We start from the raw sequence: 17689 nt of genomic DNA, 5'->3' as shown, positions 1-17689 counted from the left end.
AGCGCAGTCACTTCGGATAAAGCGGCGGCAACCCACTGTCACCCACCGGATCCTGCACCCGCTCCGCCGGCGGTATCGTGCGGATCGCCCGCCACAAATCCTCTCCCTGCCAGTGCTGGCCGGTCTCGCTGTACAGCGCGCCATTCAACCCATCCAGCGCATCCGACAGCGGCACAAACCGCGCCGCCATGTCCGCCAGTGTCTCTGGCTGCTGACGCGCCCACGCATCCAGTGCCTGCCGCGTGGCTTGCGGATCGTTGGCCTCACTCGCCCGTTTGATGTCGTCCATCAAGGTGCGCGGGCTCGGGCCGGTCTGGGCGGCGCGGTGGATTGCCGGTTGCCAGCGGGCGCGCCACCACAGTCCGAAGCCGAGGAGGGTGGTGCAGGCGAGGATCAGGGTGCTGAGTTTCCACCACCACAACACGTCGTTGTCGACGCTGCTCGGTTGCAGGGTGCCGGCCGGGGTGTCGATTTGCAGGCTCGGGTTGTTCGCCACTTGCAAGGTACGCGCAGGCAGGCTGCTGTGTTCGAGGTGGTCTTCGAAGGTGTTCCACCAGACCACATCGACGGTCGGCAGGTCGATTGCGCCGCTGCGATTGGGCACCAGCGCTTCGCGTTCTTCGCGGCTGCCGATGAGGCCGCGTTCGCTGCTCTGGTTGTTCAGCACCGGTTGGTCGGGGTAGCGGCGCAGGCCGGCGACCTCGGTGGCGGGCAGGGGGGGTAATTGCGAGCTGGCGAGGCCTTCGACTTTCAGGGTCAGGCTGCGCGTCAGTGAGTCGCCGACCTGGGTGTGTTCGGGCTCGGGGTTCCAGCTTTCGCTCAGGCTCAGGCTACGGGCGGGCAGCCAGGGTGCGTCGACCGGGTAGGTCAGTGGTTTGGGTTTTACCGTCAGCGGAATTTCCGCGGAGCTGACGCGCATCAGTTTGCCCGGTTTCGGCCCCTGAGCATTTGTGTCCTGAGACGGCTGCGTGTCGACCAGCGTGGCGCTGAACGTTTGCGGGGCGATGGTCAGCAAACCGCTGTGCTGCGGATAAATCGCGTAGCGCATCTCGATCACCCCGTGGCGCACACCGTTGAGGTCTTTCTCGTAGGTGCGCGTGTCGCCCAGTTGTTCAATGCGCGCGTCGGCGATGTGCAGCGGGGTCAGGCTGCTGTCGTCGTACAGCGACACCGAATGATAGATGCGCAGCGTCAGAATCGCCTGGGCCTGCACATAGACGCTGGACTGATCGAGGCTGGCTTCGATGAACACCGGGTCGAGGCTGTTTTCGCTTTTGCGGGTGTCGCTTTCGATGACTTGCACGGTGATCGGCTGGCTCTGCGCCTCGCCCAGTTGCAGCGGCGGAATCACCACGCTGCCGTTCTCTTTCGGCAGCAGGGTGATGATCCAGCGGGTGGTCGCGCGGTTGGCACCGTTGAGGGTATTCAACTGGTTGACCTGGCGCGTGCCGCGCACCTCGAACAGCGGTTCCAGCGCAGTCAGATCGGGTTTACCGAACTGGGTGACGTCATCCGTTTCGAGGGTGAGCTCGACCGTCTCGCCGGAGTTCAGGCGACTGCGATCCACACTGGCGGTCAGCTCGGCCGCCTGGGCGGTGGCCGTGCAGAGCAGCAGGGGCAGCAAGAGAGCGGTGAAGCGGGTCATCGAATGTTTTCCTGATCCTGATGTTGCTGCTGTTCGTACCAGAACTTGCGCCGCAGCAGTTCCCCCGGATCGTCCGGGATCTTGCCCAGCCATTGTTCCAGTGCCTGCCGCTGCTCGCCTTCGAGATTGTTCTCGCTCGGGCGCAGCGTTGGCACGGTGTCGGTTTCTTCGGCCTCGTTACTGCCCGGCACTTCGTTGGGGCCGGGCTGCGGCGGCGTGGTCGGCGGCGGTTCGCTGGCCGACTCGCCTGCTTGCGCCTCGCTCGGGCTGTCATTGCTGGCTGCGGGAGGCGGAGCGCTGGCGGGCGGAGATTCGTCGCCGGGCAGGCTGGGCTGTTCGCTCGGCTTGCTCTCGGGTTCAACCGGCGGCGGGGCGTTTTTCTGCTTGAGCAGATTTTCCACCAGCGCCTTGTTGGTCTGTGCCGGACGCAGATCCGCTTGCAGTTCCAGCGCCTGTTCATAGGCGTCGATCGCCGCTTCCAGCTCGCCGCTTTTCGCCAAGGCATTGCCACGATTGTAGTGGGCGCGGGCATCGCTGCCTTCGGCGAAGCGCTGGGCGGCGCCACTGTAGTCGCCGGCCTCGTACAACGCCACCCCTTGCCACTGGTGATCTTCGAAATGTTGCGCGGCTTCGGCCGGGCGCTTCTGTTTGAGCAGGTGCAGGCCTTGTTGATCCGGGCGTAGCCACAAATCCTCAAAGTCAAAAGCGTAGCTCGGTTGTGGCAGGCATAGCATCAACGGCAGGCAGAACAGCCAGCCGCGACGCCCGGCGCACGCGGCGAGCAACAACAGCGGCAGCAGCAGCCAGTAGCCCTGATCGGCCCAGGTGTCGAGGCGCACGGTCTGGCCGTCGTCGCGCAGACTGCGCGGGCCGTTGAGCAGGCCGAGTGCGCCGAGGTCGCCTTCGTCCAGCCGTGCGGCGTGGTATTCGCCACCGACACTGTCGAGGAACGCCGCCAGACCGGGGCTGTCGAGTTGCGGAATGCGAATCGCGCCTTGTTCGTCCTTGAGGAAACTGCCGTCCTCTTGAGCGATCGGCGCACCTTCAGCGGTGCCGATGCCGAGCATCAGCAGTTGCGCCGATTGCCCGCGCAAGGCACGACGAATACCGTCGCGTTCTTGCTCATCAAGCGACGAGCCGATCAGCAGAATCCGTCCCTGGCCCAGTGCACCCTGTTCCAGCAAGGCCAAGGCTTTGCTGACAGCCAGATCAGCGCGATGGCCGCTTTGTGGCATCAACGACGGTTTCAGCGCATCGAGCAGGTTGCGGCTGGTCGCCAGATCATCCGACAGCGGCACCAGCGTGTGGGCGCTGCCGGCATAGACGACGATGGCGGTCTGCGCATCGCTGCGCGCCTGCAACAGGTCAAAGAGCTTGCGCCGGGCCTGCTCCAGACGCGTCGGAGGCGAGTCGGTGGCGAGCATTTCCGCGGTCAGTTCCAGCACCACAACCAGCGGGTCGGCCGGTTTCTGGCTGGTCTGTTCGACGCGCTCCCAGCTCGGCCCGAGCAACGCCAGGATCGTCAGCAACCACGCCACGCCGAGGGCTACCCACGGCAGCTTGCTGTCGCGGCCATTGCCGCCACTGAGCAGGGCGGCGTGGAAGGCTGGCGGCAGAATCATCTGCCAGCGCCCGGCGCGTTTCTGCCGGTGCCAGAGCTGCCAGATCATCCAGCCCAGCAGCGGCAACAACAGCAGCCACCACGGGCGGAACCAATGCGGCCAGAGCGCGATCATCGACGCCTCCGCAGACGCAAGCGCTTGAGCCGCTCGCGCCAGTCAGGCAACGGACTTTGCAGATTGAGTTCCTTGTTGAGCAGGCGTTGCAGCGGATTGTCAGGCCACAGTTCGCGCGCGACCAATAACAGGCTCAACCACAGCGCCAGTGCCAGCGGCCAGTGATACAAGGCCTGGGCCGGGCGCGCCTGGGTCGGTTGCTGGGTCACCGGCTCGAGCTGGTCGAGGGTGTCTTTGATGGTTTGCAGCTCGAGGCCATCGTGGGCGCGGAAGTATTGCCCGCCGGTGACGTCGGCGATGGCTTTGAGCGCCGGCTCGTCGAGGTCCAGGCTCGGATTGACGCCGAGCAGGCCGGTGGAACCGCTGTCTTCGGGGTTGGCGCCGATGCCGATCGGGTAGATCTTCACGCCTTCGCTGGCGGCGAGCCGGGCGGCCGTCAGCGGATCGATTTCGCCGCCGTTGTTGGCGCCGTCAGTCACCAGGATCAATACGCGGCTTTGTGCCGGGCGCAGGCGCAGGCGTTTCAGCGCCAGACCGATCGCATCGCCAATCGCGGTGTTCTTGCCGGCGATGCCGATCCGCGCCTCGTCGAGCCAGATGCGCACGGTGCGCCGGTCGAAGGTCAGCGGCGCTTGCAGATAGGCCTGGCTGCCGAACAGGATCAGACCGACCCGGTCGCCCTCACGGCTTTCCAGAAAGTCGCCAAGCAAGTGCTGGACCAGCGACAGGCGGCTGACTTCTTCGTCCTGCCACTGCATGTCGGGAAAGTCCATCGAACCGGACACGTCCACCGCCACCAGCAAATCGCGACCACTGGCAGCAATCGGCAGCGGCTCGCCGAGCCATTGCGGGCGCGCGGCGGCGACCAGCAGCAACAACCACAACAGCATGAACGGCGCCTGTTGCCGCCACGCCGGCAGGTTGGCCCGGGCGCGGCGGCGGGCGAGGCCTTCGAGGTCGGCGAGAAAACTGACTTTGAGCGCCGGCTCGCCGCTGTCGGCCACCGGCAGCAGCACCCGCATCAGCCACGGCAGCGGCAACAGTACGAAGATCCACGGCCAGGCGAATTCAAACATGTTTGCGAATCCACGTTTCTACCGCTTGGGTCAGGCCGGCGATGGCTTTGTCGTCGAGTTTGCATTCCGGCTTGTAGGCGCCTTCGACCAGCACCATCCAGCGTGTCAGGCCCGCCGCCGGGCAACGGTTGTCGAGGAACGCCAGCCATTTACGCCCGTTGAGGGTGTGGCTCTGGCTGTACGGATAGTGGTTGCGACACAGGCGTTTGAGCAGGCCATTGAGCTGCTGCAGCCAGGCACCGGCCGGCGCGCCGTCATAGGGCTTGGGCATTTGCGCGAGTTCCGCGAGGGCGGCGATGCGCACCGGGTCGAGCGGCTGTTCGGCGCGTACCACCGGGCGTTTTCTCACCGGAATGAAATGACGCACCTTCCACACGGCGAAACCGAGCAGCGGCAATAGCAGCAGTAACAGCCACCAGCCCGGCGCCGGTGGCCAGAAGCCGATTGGCGGCGGAGAGATCAGCGGTTGCAGTTGTTCGAGGCCGTTCATCGACCAGTCCCCGGCCGCTGCGGGTTGAGGAATTCGCGCATCTGCTCGACCATTTCGCTCTGCGTGCTCAGTGGCATCAATAGCACCCGCAGTTTCTGCGCGAGCAATTCCCAGCGCGCGATGCGCGCCTCGGCCTGGGCGCGATAGGTCTGGCGCAGCTCGAAATTCAAGGTGTCGAGTTCCAGTTGCGCGCCTTTCTGGGCGAAGCGCAAAAGCCCGGCGGCGGGCAGGGCGTGGTCGAGCGGGTCGGACAGCGGCAGCAGCAACAGGTCGCAATGCCGCGACAGCAGGCTCAGTTGCTGCTCGGCACTGTCGGACAACGCGCGCTCATCGCAGATCACGATCACCAGACTGCCCGGGCGCAGGACTTCGCGTGCACGGCGCAGGGCTACGCCCAAGGCGTCACGATCCGGCTCGCGCTCGCTGTGCAGCGACTGATTGACCTTGACCAGCCGATTGAGCAATTGCAGCAGGCTTTGCTTGCTGCGTCGCGGCTTGATTTCGTAATGCTCGTTATCGCCGAATACCAATCCGCCAACGCGGTCGTTGTGACCCAGCGCGGCCCAGCCAATCAGCGCGGCCACTTGTGCCGCCAGCACCGACTTGAACATCAGCCCGGAGCCGAAAAACAGCCGCGTGCTTTGCTCGACCATGATGAAGATCGGCCGTTCGCGCTCTTCGTGGAACAGCTTGGTGTGCGGTTCCTGGGTGCGCGCCGTCACGCGCCAGTCGATGGTGCGCACATCGTCGCCGGCCTGGTAGACCCGCACCTGATCGAAGTCGACGCCGCGCCCGCGGAATTTCGAGTGATGCAGGCCGATCAGCGGGCTGCGCTGACTCGGCGTGGAAAACAGCTGCACCTCGCGCACGCGGTGACGCATCTCGATCAACTCGGTGAGGTTGATGCGGATCGCGGATTCGTCGGGCAGGGCGGCGTTCATGGGGGTCAAGCGACGGCGACGACGTCGAGAATCCGCTGCACCACGCGGTCCTGATCGATGCCCGCGGCTTCAGCTTCAAACGACAGAATGATGCGATGGCGCAACACGTCGAACAGTACGGCCTGAATGTCTTCCGGGCTGACGAAATCACGACCGGCCAGCCAGGCGTGAGCGCGGGCGCAGCGGTCCAGCGCAATCGAACCGCGCGGGCTGGCGCCGTAGGCAATCCACTCGGCCATCTCCGGGTCGAACTTGGCCGGGTTGCGCGTGGCCATGACCAATTGCACCAGGTATTCCTCCACGGCGTCGGCCATGTACAAGCCAAGGATTTCCTTGCGCGCGGCGAAGATCGCCTGCTGGCTGACGCGACGTTCGGGTTTGGTTTCGCCATTCAGCGCTTCGCCACGGGCCTGTTGCAGAATGCGCCGCTCGACGGCGGCGTCCGGGAAACCGATCTTGACGTGCATGAGAAAACGGTCGAGCTGCGCTTCCGGCAGCGGATAGGTGCCTTCCTGCTCGATCGGGTTCTGCGTGGCCATCACCAGAAACAGCGGCGACAGCTCATAGGTGCTGCGCCCGACGCTGACCTGACGCTCGGCCATCGCTTCGAGCAGGGCCGATTGCACCTTGGCCGGGGCCCGGTTGATTTCGTCCGCCAGCACCAGGTTGTGGAAGATCGGCCCTTGCTGGAACACGAAGCTGCCGGTTTCCGGGCGATAGATCTCGGTGCCGGTGATGTCCGCTGGCAACAGGTCAGGGGTAAATTGAATGCGATGGAACTGGGCTTCGATGCCCTCGGCGAGTTCTTTGATCGCTTTGGTCTTGGCCAGCCCCGGCGCGCCCTCGACCAGCATGTGGCCGTCGGCGAGCAGGGCGATGAGCAAACGCTCGATGAGTTTTTCCTGGCCGAGAATCTGCGTTGAAAGAAAGGTTCGCAGCGCCAGCAGCGCTTCACGATGTTCCATCGGTGACGGTTCCTGCAAAGGGGTGGCCACGGGCGATCGATAACGCCGTGGCTGGGGGCGTTACTTTAATCCATCGCGGGGGGTGGGCGACTAACGGCATTTTGCGCAAAGTGCGGGAAATGATTGGGGGATTTGTAGGGATTTTGTAGCGGGGGAGTGCTGAGGGGACAGTTCCGGCCCCATCGCTGGCAAGCCAGCTCCCACAGGTTTCTGCGTTGTGCATGCGATTTGTGCAACACATCGATCACTGTGGGAGCTGGCTTGCCAGCGATGGGGCCAACCCAAGCGGTTCAAACTTCGTTGATGAACGTGCCAGTGCCATCAAGGATGTTCTTGAGGGTCTCGACCACCTCATCCATGTCCACCATATCCGGATTGAAGCTGATCTCCAGCACATCATCCCCGTTCAACGCATCGGCATCTGCCGCAGCAATCTCGATCTTCAACAGACTCGCACTCAAGGTGACCTTGACCCCGTCGAGAGTAGAAGGCTCGCCATCCAGCGTGATCTCCAGCTCATCCTCGTCCGGGTAGCGGCTCATCAGAAACATCTCGCCCTTGTCGCTGTGGCAGCAAAGCATGGCCATGTTGTCTTCTTCGTCATCGCACGGGTTGACGATGAGCAGGGCGGTGGTCATTTGCATGGGGAATTCCTGCCCGGCGAGGGCGCTTGGGTGATCAAAAAGGGATTTTGCCAGTCTCTGTGCATTTGCGCCGCCTGCTTATGTCGTAAGCGCTCAAAAAAGAGGATAAATCCTTCAGTCGACTGTGCTTTTCAGCGAGGAAGTTTCCGGCGGCCCTATAGGCGATTGGTTTTGTCGAGGAAAAGGCCGGTTTTTACGAGTTTTCGCTTGTTTTGCGCGCCAAATTGCCCTTAGTTTGCTGCCAGAACGCAATGGAGTGCGCATCCGGAACTCAAAAAAGGAGCTCTTTTCGTGACTCAATATTTCCAGCGCGCCGAAGAAATCGGCCACCTGTCTGATGAACAAATCGAGACGATGTACCAGCGTTATCTCGCCGGTGAAAAAACCGCCGTACTCATGGCCGAGTACAAAATTCCCGAGACGGTCCGCAGTCTGCTCAAGGTGCTGCCACCCATCGTCAGTCAGGATCTCGCCTGTCCCTACTGCGATCTGCCCATGTGGGTGCGTCGTCACGCCAGAGGCACGCCGATGTCGCTGCGCCATCCGTTCAGATGTGTACGTTGCGACCATCGATATTTTGCAGCGGATGCTCATGGGCGCCGTAGCCCTTGTACGTGCAAGGAATGCTTCAAGGTTAGACAGCAGCAATTGGCGGCTCAGGCTCAGCGTGATCGCCTCGAACTTGAGGCACGTCATGGTGCACCTTGTGCCGCAGTGCCTTACGCCGAGTTGGGTTTCACACAGAAGCTTGTGCTGTTGGCGTTGCTTGACGATGGCGAAGGGCGGCATGCCGAGTCGATTGCGCCCCTGGCGTCGCCGTGCAGAGGCGAAGCCCTGGCGTTCTCCGACGATGCCTGTGAAGACTGGTTGAAGAGTCTTCATGAGGCGGGCGTGCTGGCCGTCGCTACGGATTCGGATATCCGCGCTTTTGATCGCGCCAATGCGTTGGCCATCAGCGATTATCAGGCGGTGCGCTGGTTGGCCAATGTCACCCTGGACGGCGTCGGGCGCAGTTCGCGAGAGCATTTGTATCTGGCGCTGTATCAGGAGTTGTCCGGCGACGTTCAAACGGCCTGGAAGAGCGAGCTCTACGGCTTGATCTTCAAACTGGCCCGAGAGGAATCGATCCGCTACATCCATGTTCTGGCCAACGAAGTGAGTTTTGCGTTCACCGCTGAGGCGCGGGCCGAAGCCGTCGTCGACCAGTTGCTGCAGGATTTCTCGGTCAGCCAACTGTATTACTTCGCCCGGCTGGCGGTGCGTAACGCCGCGCACTTTTACGCCACTGGCAATTCCAAGGGGCGCAGCCACGCCTCCAACACGATTCCGCGCAACATGCTCGGTACGGCGCAGGATGCGCTGGCCCGCAACTGGCGCAAAAACGCTCACCGCGATTCTCGGGTAGCGCAGTCGGCGTTGCAGCGGTTGTTGTATGACGTCGTGCTCAAGGACAGCGGCGCAGGGTTTTCCAAGTCGCCGGGCATGTACTGGCGCGATGAGCTGGTGCCGCAGTTCTTCTCCGGCGCGGCGTTCGGCAGCGATCTGATCGGTCAGATTCAGTTGTTCTGCCGCGAGTGCGACTCCAGCAACATCGACGCCAGCATGGACAAAGTGACGTTGCAGGTGATGTGTTACGACTGCGCCACAGTGAGCCAATTCAAAGCGTTTGAAGCGCTGCCAGACTGATCCGCATCAAGCACCCGCGCTGAACCGCCTGCCACGCCCAGGGTCGATACCACGACCCTGGGCGTTTTCGTTTCCGGATATGTAGCAGCGGCGCGACGGTTTGTGGAACGAATGTGCCGTAAAGCCGGGCTTCGAGTGCGCGTTCTTTCGTAACGACTGCTAGTGTTTACCGGTGCCAACGCCTTGCTTTACGTGCCGATGACCGAATATGTCGCAGCACCGCAAGCAGACACATTGTCGCACCCTTTAAGCTGCGCATCGGATGGGCACCCGTAAAGGCATTGTCGGCAGTCAGGACAGTCGCTTTTGCAGCTGCCCATCCAATGGAAGGTGAATGTGACCTGAGGGTCTCGTCCAGCTTCACCCACCTGTCACCCTGTTTCCTCTGCCCGAGAATCAGGAACAGGGCGACACAGGCCCCGAAAGGGGTGTTGCACGCGACGCTTTCCATCAATAACAAGCTTAAGCGGAGTACCACAGATGGCGTTCTTCACCGCAGCCAGCAAAGCCGACTTCCAGCACCAACTGCAAGCGGCACTGGCGCAGCACATCAGTGAACAGGCACTGCCACAAGTGGCGCTGTTCGCTGAACAATTCTTCGGCATCATTTCTCTGGACGAGCTGACTCAACGTCGTCTCTCCGACCTCGCTGGCTGTACTCTTTCCGCATGGCGCCTGCTTGAGCGCTTCGATCACGCGCAACCGCAAGTGCGCGTCTACAACCCTGATTACGAACGCCACGGCTGGCAGTCGACCCACACCGCGGTCGAAGTCCTGCACCACGACCTGCCATTTCTGGTCGACTCGGTCCGCACCGAGCTGAACCGCCGCGGCTACAGCATCCACACCCTGCAAACCACCGTACTCAGCGTACGCCGTGGCAGCAAGGGCGAGCTGCTGGAAATCCTGCCAAAAGGCAGCACCGGCGAAGACGTGCTGCACGAATCGCTGATGTACCTGGAAATCGACCGCTGCGCCAACGCGGCCGAGCTGAACGTGCTGAGCAAAGAGCTGGAACAGGTTCTCGGTGAAGTCCGCGTCGCGGTCGCTGATTTCGAACCGATGAAAGCCAAGGTTCAGGAAATTCTCGGCAAGCTCGACGGCAGTGCATTCGCCATCGACGCCGATGAAAAGAACGAAATCAAAAGCTTCCTGGAATGGCTGGTGGGCAACCACTTCACCTTCCTCGGCTACGAAGAGTTCGTGGTTACCGATCAGGCCGACGGCGGCCACATCGAGTATGACCAGAATTCCTTCCTCGGCCTGACCAAACTGCTGCGCACCGGCCTGACCTACGAAGACCTGCGCATCGAAGACTACGCCGTAGCCTACCTGCGTGAACCGACGCCGCTGTCGTTCGCCAAGGCCGCGCACCCGAGCCGCGTGCACCGTCCGGCGTACCCTGACTATGTGTCGATCCGCGAAATCGACGCCGACGGCAAGGTCATCAAGGAACACCGCTTCATGGGCTTGTACACCTCCTCGGTGTATGGCGAGAGCGTGCGGGTCATCCCGTTCATTCGCCGCAAGGTCGAAGAAATCGAGCGTCGCTCCGGCTTCCAGTCCAAGGCTCACCTGGGCAAGGAACTGGCGCAGGTACTCGAAGTGCTGCCGCGTGATGATCTGTTCCAGACCCCGGTCGACGAACTCTTCACCACGGTGATGTCGATCGTGCAGATCCAGGAACGCAACAAGATCCGCGTGTTCCTGCGCAAAGACCCGTACGGTCGTTTCTGCTATTGCCTGGCCTACGTGCCGCGCGACATCTATTCCACCGAAGTTCGCCAGAAGATCCAGCAAGTGCTGATGGAGCGCCTGAAGGCTTCCGACTGCGAATTCTGGACGTTCTTCTCCGAGTCGGTACTGGCGCGCGTGCAGTTGATTCTGCGGGTCGACCCGAAAAACCGTCTCGACATCGATCCGGTGCTGCTGGAAAAAGAAGTGGTTCAGGCCTGCCGCAGCTGGCAGGACGATTACGCCGCACTGACCGTCGAAAGCTTCGGCGAAGCCCACGGCACCAACGTGCTGGCGGATTTCCCGAAAGGCTTCCCGGCCGGCTACCGCGAGCGTTTCGCTGCGCATTCGGCCGTGGTCGACATGCAGCACCTGCTGAGCCTCAACGAAAAAAATCCGCTGGTGATGAGCTTCTATCAGCCGCTGGGCCAGGTTTCCGGTCAGCGCGAGCTGCATTGCAAGCTGTATCACGCCGACACGCCGCTGGCGCTGTCCGACGTATTGCCGATCCTCGAAAACCTTGGCCTGCGCGTGCTCGGTGAATTCCCGTACCGTCTGCGTCACACCAATGGCCGCGAGTTCTGGATTCACGACTTTGCGTTCACCGCCGCTGAAGGCCTGGACCTCGACATCCAGCAACTCAACGACACCCTGCAGGATGCCTTTGTCCACATCGTCAGCGGCGACGCCGAAAACGATGCGTTCAACCGTCTGGTGCTGACTGCCGGCCTGCCATGGCGCGACGTTGCGCTGCTGCGTGCCTATGCGCGTTACCTGAAGCAGATTCGTCTGGGCTTCGATCTGGGCTACATCGCCAGCACCCTGAACAACCACACTGACATCGCTCGCGAACTGACCCGGTTGTTCAAAACCCGCTTCTATCTGGCGCGCAAGCTCAGCGACGATGATCTGGAAGACAAGCAACTGCGTCTGGAACAAGCGATTCTGACCGCACTGGACGACGTCCAGGTGCTCAATGAAGACCGCATCCTGCGCCGTTACCTGGACCTGATCAAAGCCACGCTGCGGACCAACTTCTATCAGACTGACGCCAACGGCCAGAACAAGTCGTACTTCAGCTTCAAGTTCAACCCGCACGCGATTCCTGAACTGCCGAAGCCGGTGCCGAAGTTCGAAATCTTCGTCTACTCGCCACGCGTTGAAGGCGTGCACTTGCGCTTCGGTAATGTCGCTCGTGGTGGCCTGCGCTGGTCCGACCGTGAAGAAGACTTCCGTACCGAAGTCCTTGGTCTGGTAAAAGCCCAGCAAGTGAAGAACTCGGTCATCGTACCGGTGGGCGCGAAGGGCGGCTTCCTGCCGCGTCGTCTGCCACTGGGCGGCAGCCGTGACGAGATCGCGGCCGAAGGCATCGCCTGCTACCGCATCTTCATTTCGGGCCTGTTGGACATCACCGACAACCTGAAGGACGGCGCGCTGGTACCGCCGGCCAACGTCGTACGTCATGACGACGATGACCCGTACCTGGTAGTGGCAGCGGACAAGGGCACTGCAACCTTCTCCGACATCGCCAACGGCATCGCCATCGATTACGGCTTCTGGCTGGGCGATGCGTTTGCGTCCGGTGGTTCGGCTGGTTACGACCACAAGAAAATGGGCATTACCGCCAAAGGCGCGTGGGTCGGCGTACAGCGCCACTTCCGCGAGCGCGGTATCAATGTTCAGGAAGACAGCATCACCGTGGTCGGCGTTGGCGACATGGCCGGTGACGTGTTCGGTAACGGCCTGTTGATGTCCGACAAGCTGCAACTGGTCGCGGCCTTCAACCACATGCACATCTTCATCGATCCGAATCCGAATCCGGCGACCAGCTTCGTCGAGCGTCAGCGTCTGTTCGACCTGCCGCGTTCGGCCTGGACCGACTACGACACCAGCATCATGTCTGAAGGTGGCGGGATCTTCTCGCGCAGCGCGAAGAGCATCGCGATCAGCCCGCAGATGCAAGAACGCTTCGACATCAAGGCCGACAAGCTGACCCCGACCGAACTGCTCAATGCCTTGCTCAAGGCCCCGGTGGATCTGTTGTGGAACGGCGGTATCGGCACGTACGTCAAGGCCAGCACCGAAAGCCATGCCGACGTCGGCGACAAGGCCAACGATGCACTGCGCGTCAACGGCAACGAACTGCGCTGCAAGGTCGTGGGCGAGGGCGGTAACCTCGGCATGACCCAACTGGGTCGTGTCGAATTCGGCCTCAATGGCGGCGGTTCCAACACCGACTTCATCGACAACGCCGGTGGCGTGGACTGCTCCGACCACGAAGTGAACATCAAGATCCTGCTGAACGAAGTGGTTCAGGCCGGTGACATGACCGACAAGCAACGCAACCAGTTGCTGGCGAGCATGACCGACGAAGTCGGCAATCTGGTGCTGGGCAACAACTACAAGCAGACTCAGGCCCTGTCCCTGGCGGCGCGTCGTGCGTATGCACGCATCGCTGAGTACAAGCGTCTGATGAGCGATCTGGAAGGCCGCGGCAAGCTGGACCGCGCCATCGAGTTCCTGCCGACCGAAGAGCAACTGGCCGAACGTATCGCTGAAGGCCACGGTCTGACCCGTCCAGAGCTGTCGGTGCTGATTTCCTACAGCAAGATCGACCTTAAGGAGCAACTGCTGGGCTCGCAGGTACCGGACGATGATTACCTGACCCGCGACATGGAAACGGCGTTCCCGCCGACCCTGGTCAGCAAGTTCTCCGAAGCCATGCGCCGTCACCGTCTGAAGCGCGAAATCGTCAGCACCCAGATCGCCAACGATCTGGTCAACCACATGGGCATCACCTTCGTTCAACGACTCAAAGAGTCGACCGGCATGAGCCCGGCGAACGTGGCCGGCGCTTATGTGATCGTGCGCGACATTTTCCACCTCCCGCACTGGTTCCGTCAGATCGAAGCGCTGGACTATCAGGTCTCCGCTGACGTGCAACTGGAGCTGATGGACGAGTTGATGCGTCTGGGTCGCCGCGCCACGCGCTGGTTCCTGCGTGCCCGTCGCAACGAGCAGAACGCTGCCCGGGACGTCGCGCACTTCGGTCCGCATCTGAAAGAACTGGGTCTGAAACTCGACGAACTGCTGAGCGGCGAAATCCGCGAAAACTGGCAGGCGCGCTATCAGGCTTACGTCGCCGCCGGTGTACCGGAGTTGCTGGCACGTATGGTTGCGGGTACTTCGCACCTGTACACGCTGCTGCCGATCATCGAGGCGTCCGACGTCACCGGGCAGAACCCTGCTGAAGTAGCCAAGGCCTACTTCGCCGTGGGTTCGGCGCTGGACATCACCTGGTACCTGCAACAGATCAGCGCGCTGCCGGTTGAAAACAACTGGCAGGCCCTGGCCCGTGAAGCGTTCCGAGACGATGTCGACTGGCAGCAACGTGCGATCACCATCTCCGTCCTGCAACAGGGCGACGGCACCCAGGACGTGGATACACGCCTGGCGCTGTGGATGGAACAGCACGAAAGCATGATCTCGCGCTGGCGCGCCATGCTGGTGGAAATCCGCGCCGCGAGCGGCACGGACTACGCCATGTATGCCGTCGCCAACCGCGAACTGCTGGATCTGGCATTGAGCGGGCAGACGATCGTGCCTGTGGCTGCTGCGAATGCCGCGCTGGAACTGGCGTAAGTAGCGGTTGAATGAAAAAGCCCCGGTGTCGTGAGACGCCGGGGTTTTTTTTATCAAAACTATTTGTGATAACGCAAAAGTACTGCGACCCGATGACCATCCGGGGAGACAGAACCGCCAGCAAGGATGCTACCGTCCTGTTGCAGTGTTACCAGTCTGGCTTCACCCCCGCTAGGGAAAAACCTGAAGCCCTTTTCGCCAAAGGCAGCGTCGAGGCTTCCATCTGTGTTGTAACGCCCCAGCATGCCGCCACGCCCATGGTGTTGTGAGCCAGCCAAAACAATTTTTCCGTCGCTCTGTACCGCGCCCATTATCCACTCCTCATCGTCCACTTGGGTTAGCACTGGCATGCCCAGGTTAAACGTTGTGTCGATATGCCCCTCCTTGTTCAGTCTTGTCAGAAAACCACGAGTGGGCGGTAATCCTGAGCCGAAGGGGGCGCAGTAGTTCTTCCTATCGCCCATATGTGCTGGCCTTGCGCTTGTTGCAGATTCCATATTTCCGAGCCTTTATCAGCCGGTTCTTCTAGCAGCAGATAACCGCCCTTTGCAAAGGTATGGTCGAGTTGTCCACTGAAGTCGTACGCTGCCAGCAGTCCATGCTTTAAAGGGCGGATATTCGCAAAGCTGCCAGTAATAAGCCGCTCTCCTTCAAGAACCGTCATTGCGCTTGGGTACAGAACAAAGTCCTTATAGGAGACTTTCACATAACCACCATTATTGAAGGTCCGATCCAGCACTCCATCTTTTGTGAGTCGTATGAGATAAGTGACGCCGAAGTACTTCCAGAAGATAACGATGGATCCGTCGCTAAATACCGTCACCGCGTTTGATTGTGAACCCGCTTGCGCATTTTCGGACGGTTCTGGTGTGGGACTGTCGGAGGGGGGAGGAATGGCTGCTCTGCCTCTGTCAGCAAATGTCTCGTCCAGATTGCCATCTGGCATAAAGCGAGCCGCGCAGATCCTGTCGCCCCCGTACAAATCACCAGTGATCAACACCCGATTCTGTGAGTCAACGGACACCGTGAATGCCTGGGATTTATGGTCATCAAGAAACACGCCAATGACGTAGCCGACGCCGCCAAATCCGATATCCAGCTTCCCGTCGCGGGTAACACGCGCCACATAAAACTTATTGTCGTGGGTCCTTCCCGCGACATAGGTATTGTCATCGCGATCCGTCGTTATGCCAAAAAGATAGTCAGCTTCGGGAAATAAACGGCGCCGTTGTCGCCATATTTGAGATCAAGTTCTCCCGCTTTGTACTGTTCAGTTTTCATTGCACGCTCCAGAAGTTAGCGCTCTGGCATGGAAGACTTCGCAGAGCGGCGATTCATTAGGAGTCGGGCATGGGAGGCTGTCTACTGTAAGACCTGACAGTAGACAGGCAGCGAATTGCGTGGTTGAGCACGGTAATCAAAGTGGTTTGAGCTAACTACTTTGCGAGTCGATCAACGTGTCTGATAGAGATTTAAAACAAGATGCCGAGGCATTTTATGCCTGAGGATTTTCTGGTGTCTGGATCCAGCGCTATCGCGAGCAGGCTCACTCCTACAAAGGGTACGCATTCCAATTGTAGGAGTGAGCCTGCTCGCGATAGCGCCATTTGATTCAATGCACCTTCGGAACCTGTTTATTCTCGAGCATCGACACCGTCTCTGCCGGCCGAGCGACCAAATTGCTCAACGATTTATCAAATTCCTGCAACGCCCGAACCTGCACGTCCTGCTGCTGATTGATATCGGCAACAATCTCCTCCGAACGTTTGAAATCCGCCCACACCGGTGTCAGCTCTCTGGCCTCGGAGCCTTTCGCCGTGCCGATGTAATTCAGTTGCGCATCATAAAAATCGGCACTGACATTGGCCTTGATGTCGGAGCTGCGCGAGGTGATCAACTGGCTGTGGGTGTCGACGATCGCGACCACATCCGGCCTGGCAGCGCGCAGGCTTTGCATGTCCGGATAGACCGTTACTGTGCCGAACTGGCTTTGCAGGGAGGCGTTGACCCATTCCACCGCCATGTCCGGTTTCGAGCTGGCGACGTAGGCATCATGGATCGATTGCACCAGCAGGCTCTGGCCGAAACCGGTACCGGCGTTGGCTTGATAGTCGCGCAGGTATTGGCGGTTGGTCTGGGTGCTTGGGCTGTAGATCACGCCAAGGGACACGCCGGGGCCGCTTTTGACCCAAGTGGCACTGCTGCGCCCGGTCGGGTGGGGCAAAAGCGTGTCGAGGGATGAAACCGCTTGCGGCGCGGTGGGCACCGAGCAGGCGGACACGGCTAAAAGCGATAACACAAGGGCACTGACTAACGCACGGTTCATGGTGTTACTCCCGTGAGACAACAGCGGTCGGTAGGTTCTGAGTGTCGTCATTGACGACGGAACATTCAGACTAAACCCGCCAACCTGACAATTGCCTGAGGCAAATGCGCGTCGCTAGTTTCATTTGCTGTAACCGATGGCGGGTAATGACTGGCGGAAATTAAAAAGCGCCAATACACGGTTGGCGCCGGTTTATTTATGGCTGGTGGTGCAGCCATCAGTTTTTCAGCGGAATCAGCACCGGTTCATCCGGGGCCAGGACCATGAACACCAACAACTTTGCTGGTTTGCTCTGACTGGCGTTTTTCGACACCAGATGTTCGGAGCCGGCCGCTTCGTACCAGAATTGACCTTTCTTGTAAGTGACCGGTTGTTCACCTTTGACTTGCGAAATCACTTCGCCTTCCAGCACATAGGCCATTGCCGTGCCGTCGTGTTTGTGGGCGATGGACGACTGTCCCGGCTGGTAGTCGACCTCGATCATCATGGCTTTTTTGCCGGGGGCGTTTTTCAGCAGTTGCTCTTGCAGTACGGTGACTTTTTCCGAGGGATCATGGGCCAGGGCGGCGGTCGAAAGGCTGAAGGCGAGGGCGGCGGCGAGCAGGGGCAGGGCTTTCATGGCGGGTTACCTGTGAGGGTGGGGTGTGGCTTCACGGTAATCCGCGGGAGGTGGCGTGCAAACGGCCAATGTTCGGGAAGATGGGGTGACCAATTGCTGGTGTCAGACAGTTTTTCGGTGCGGCGCAAAACGCCTTCGCGAGCAGGCTCGCTCCCACAGGTCCAAGGTTGCTCAGATATTTTGTG

13 protein-coding genes are annotated in these 17689 nt (G+C 60.7%); 2 read left to right on the top strand and 11 right to left on the bottom strand.

The features are described 5' to 3' along the window. Positions 1-7 precede the first annotated feature (7 nt). The 7 genes from M0746_RS13400 to M0746_RS13370 all read right to left on the bottom strand — a co-directional run bounded on the left by M0746_RS13400 (position 8) and on the right by M0746_RS13370 (position 7497). Positions 8-1645, bottom strand: a complete 1638-nt coding sequence (locus tag M0746_RS13400) for a BatD family protein (protein WP_258449518.1) — start codon at positions 1643-1645, stop codon at positions 8-10. Next, complete coding sequence (locus M0746_RS13395) at positions 1642-3381, bottom strand: tetratricopeptide repeat protein (RefSeq protein ID WP_258449517.1); 1740 nt, start codon at positions 3379-3381, stop codon at positions 1642-1644. The genes M0746_RS13400 and M0746_RS13395 overlap by 4 nt, the downstream gene beginning before the upstream one ends. Further along, positions 3378-4457, bottom strand: coding sequence for a vWA domain-containing protein (locus M0746_RS13390; protein WP_258449516.1), 1080 nt, complete (start codon positions 4455-4457; stop codon positions 3378-3380). Before M0746_RS13390 ends, M0746_RS13395 begins: the two co-directional genes overlap by 4 nt. Further along, a complete protein-coding gene (locus M0746_RS13385; RefSeq protein ID WP_258449515.1) occupies positions 4450-4947 on the bottom strand; it encodes a DUF4381 domain-containing protein in 498 nt (165 codons plus the stop codon). The genes M0746_RS13390 and M0746_RS13385 overlap by 8 nt, the downstream gene beginning before the upstream one ends. After that, a complete protein-coding gene (locus tag M0746_RS13380) occupies positions 4944-5888 on the bottom strand; it encodes a DUF58 domain-containing protein (RefSeq protein ID WP_258449514.1) in 945 nt (314 codons plus the stop codon). Before M0746_RS13380 ends, M0746_RS13385 begins: the two co-directional genes overlap by 4 nt. 5 nt (positions 5889-5893) lie before the next feature. Beyond that, positions 5894-6853: an AAA family ATPase gene (locus tag M0746_RS13375; protein ID WP_007913915.1), complete on the bottom strand. Its 960-nt coding sequence runs from the start codon at positions 6851-6853 to the stop codon at positions 5894-5896. Between the two features lie 290 nt (positions 6854-7143). Further along, a complete protein-coding gene (locus tag M0746_RS13370; RefSeq protein ID WP_258449513.1) occupies positions 7144-7497 on the bottom strand; it encodes a hypothetical protein in 354 nt (117 codons plus the stop codon). A 291-nt stretch (positions 7498-7788) separates the two neighbouring features. Here M0746_RS13370 and M0746_RS13365 point away from each other — a divergent pair, with 291 nt between their 5' ends. Both M0746_RS13365 and M0746_RS13360 read left to right on the top strand, forming a co-directional pair. Beyond that, the gene (locus tag M0746_RS13365; protein WP_258449512.1) at positions 7789-9183 is read left to right on the top strand and encodes a hypothetical protein; all 1395 of its coding nucleotides are present in this window, start codon (positions 7789-7791) and stop codon (positions 9181-9183) included. A gap of 480 nt (positions 9184-9663) precedes the next feature. Then, the gene (locus M0746_RS13360; protein ID WP_258449511.1) at positions 9664-14559 is read left to right on the top strand and encodes an NAD-glutamate dehydrogenase; all 4896 of its coding nucleotides are present in this window, start codon (positions 9664-9666) and stop codon (positions 14557-14559) included. 59 nt (positions 14560-14618) lie between these two features. On the opposite strand, the gene M0746_RS29475 is transcribed toward M0746_RS13360, so the two are convergent. The 4 genes from M0746_RS29475 to M0746_RS13345 all read right to left on the bottom strand — a co-directional run bounded on the left by M0746_RS29475 (position 14619) and on the right by M0746_RS13345 (position 17504). After that, on the bottom strand, positions 14619-14870 hold the full coding sequence (locus M0746_RS29475; protein ID WP_446731271.1) for a delta-60 repeat domain-containing protein: 252 nt from the start codon (positions 14868-14870) through the stop codon (positions 14619-14621). Positions 14871-14956: 86 nt separating this feature from the next. Next, positions 14957-15748: a hypothetical protein gene (locus M0746_RS13355; RefSeq protein ID WP_258451481.1), complete on the bottom strand. Its 792-nt coding sequence runs from the start codon at positions 15746-15748 to the stop codon at positions 14957-14959. A 423-nt stretch (positions 15749-16171) separates the two neighbouring features. Continuing rightward, positions 16172-16885 (bottom strand): ATPase, encoded by a 714-nt coding sequence (locus tag M0746_RS13350; protein WP_258449510.1) that lies wholly within the window; start codon positions 16883-16885, stop codon positions 16172-16174. A 217-nt stretch (positions 16886-17102) separates the two neighbouring features. Next, positions 17103-17504, bottom strand: coding sequence for a cupin domain-containing protein (locus M0746_RS13345; protein WP_258449509.1), 402 nt, complete (start codon positions 17502-17504; stop codon positions 17103-17105). Positions 17505-17689: the final 185 nt, after the last annotated feature.

Origin of the sequence: Pseudomonas sp. S11P7 (genome assembly GCF_023195435.1) — a bacterium.
GTDB classification, from domain to species: Bacteria; Pseudomonadota; Gammaproteobacteria; order Pseudomonadales; family Pseudomonadaceae; genus Aquipseudomonas; species Aquipseudomonas fluorescens_G.
The sequence above is the reverse complement of the archived record's forward strand: the minus strand, read 5'-3'. Positions and strand labels throughout refer to the sequence as shown.

What these genes read in the sequence shown, in the direction of transcription:
- M0746_RS13400 (WP_258449518.1), bottom strand. Translation starts at nt 1,645, where the DNA reads ATGACCCGCTTCACCGCTCTCTTGCTGCCCCTGCTGCTCTGCACGGCC.
- M0746_RS13395 (WP_258449517.1), bottom strand. Translation starts at nt 3,381, where the DNA reads ATGATCGCGCTCTGGCCGCATTGGTTCCGCCCGTGGTGGCTGCTGTTG.
- M0746_RS13390 (WP_258449516.1), bottom strand. Translation starts at nt 4,457, where the DNA reads ATGTTTGAATTCGCCTGGCCGTGGATCTTCGTACTGTTGCCGCTGCCG.
- M0746_RS13385 (WP_258449515.1), bottom strand. Translation starts at nt 4,947, where the DNA reads ATGAACGGCCTCGAACAACTGCAACCGCTGATCTCTCCGCCGCCAATC.
- M0746_RS13380 (WP_258449514.1), bottom strand. Translation starts at nt 5,888, where the DNA reads ATGAACGCCGCCCTGCCCGACGAATCCGCGATCCGCATCAACCTCACC.
- M0746_RS13375 (WP_007913915.1), bottom strand. Translation starts at nt 6,853, where the DNA reads ATGGAACATCGTGAAGCGCTGCTGGCGCTGCGAACCTTTCTTTCAACG.
- M0746_RS13370 (WP_258449513.1), bottom strand. Translation starts at nt 7,497, where the DNA reads ATGCAAATGACCACCGCCCTGCTCATCGTCAACCCGTGCGATGACGAA.
- M0746_RS13360 (WP_258449511.1), top strand. Translation starts at nt 9,664, where the DNA reads ATGGCGTTCTTCACCGCAGCCAGCAAAGCCGACTTCCAGCACCAACTG.
- M0746_RS29475 (WP_446731271.1), bottom strand. Translation starts at nt 14,870, where the DNA reads ATGGGCGCGGTACAGAGCGACGGAAAAATTGTTTTGGCTGGCTCACAA.
- M0746_RS13350 (WP_258449510.1), bottom strand. Translation starts at nt 16,885, where the DNA reads ATGAACCGTGCGTTAGTCAGTGCCCTTGTGTTATCGCTTTTAGCCGTG.
- M0746_RS13345 (WP_258449509.1), bottom strand. Translation starts at nt 17,504, where the DNA reads ATGAAAGCCCTGCCCCTGCTCGCCGCCGCCCTCGCCTTCAGCCTTTCG.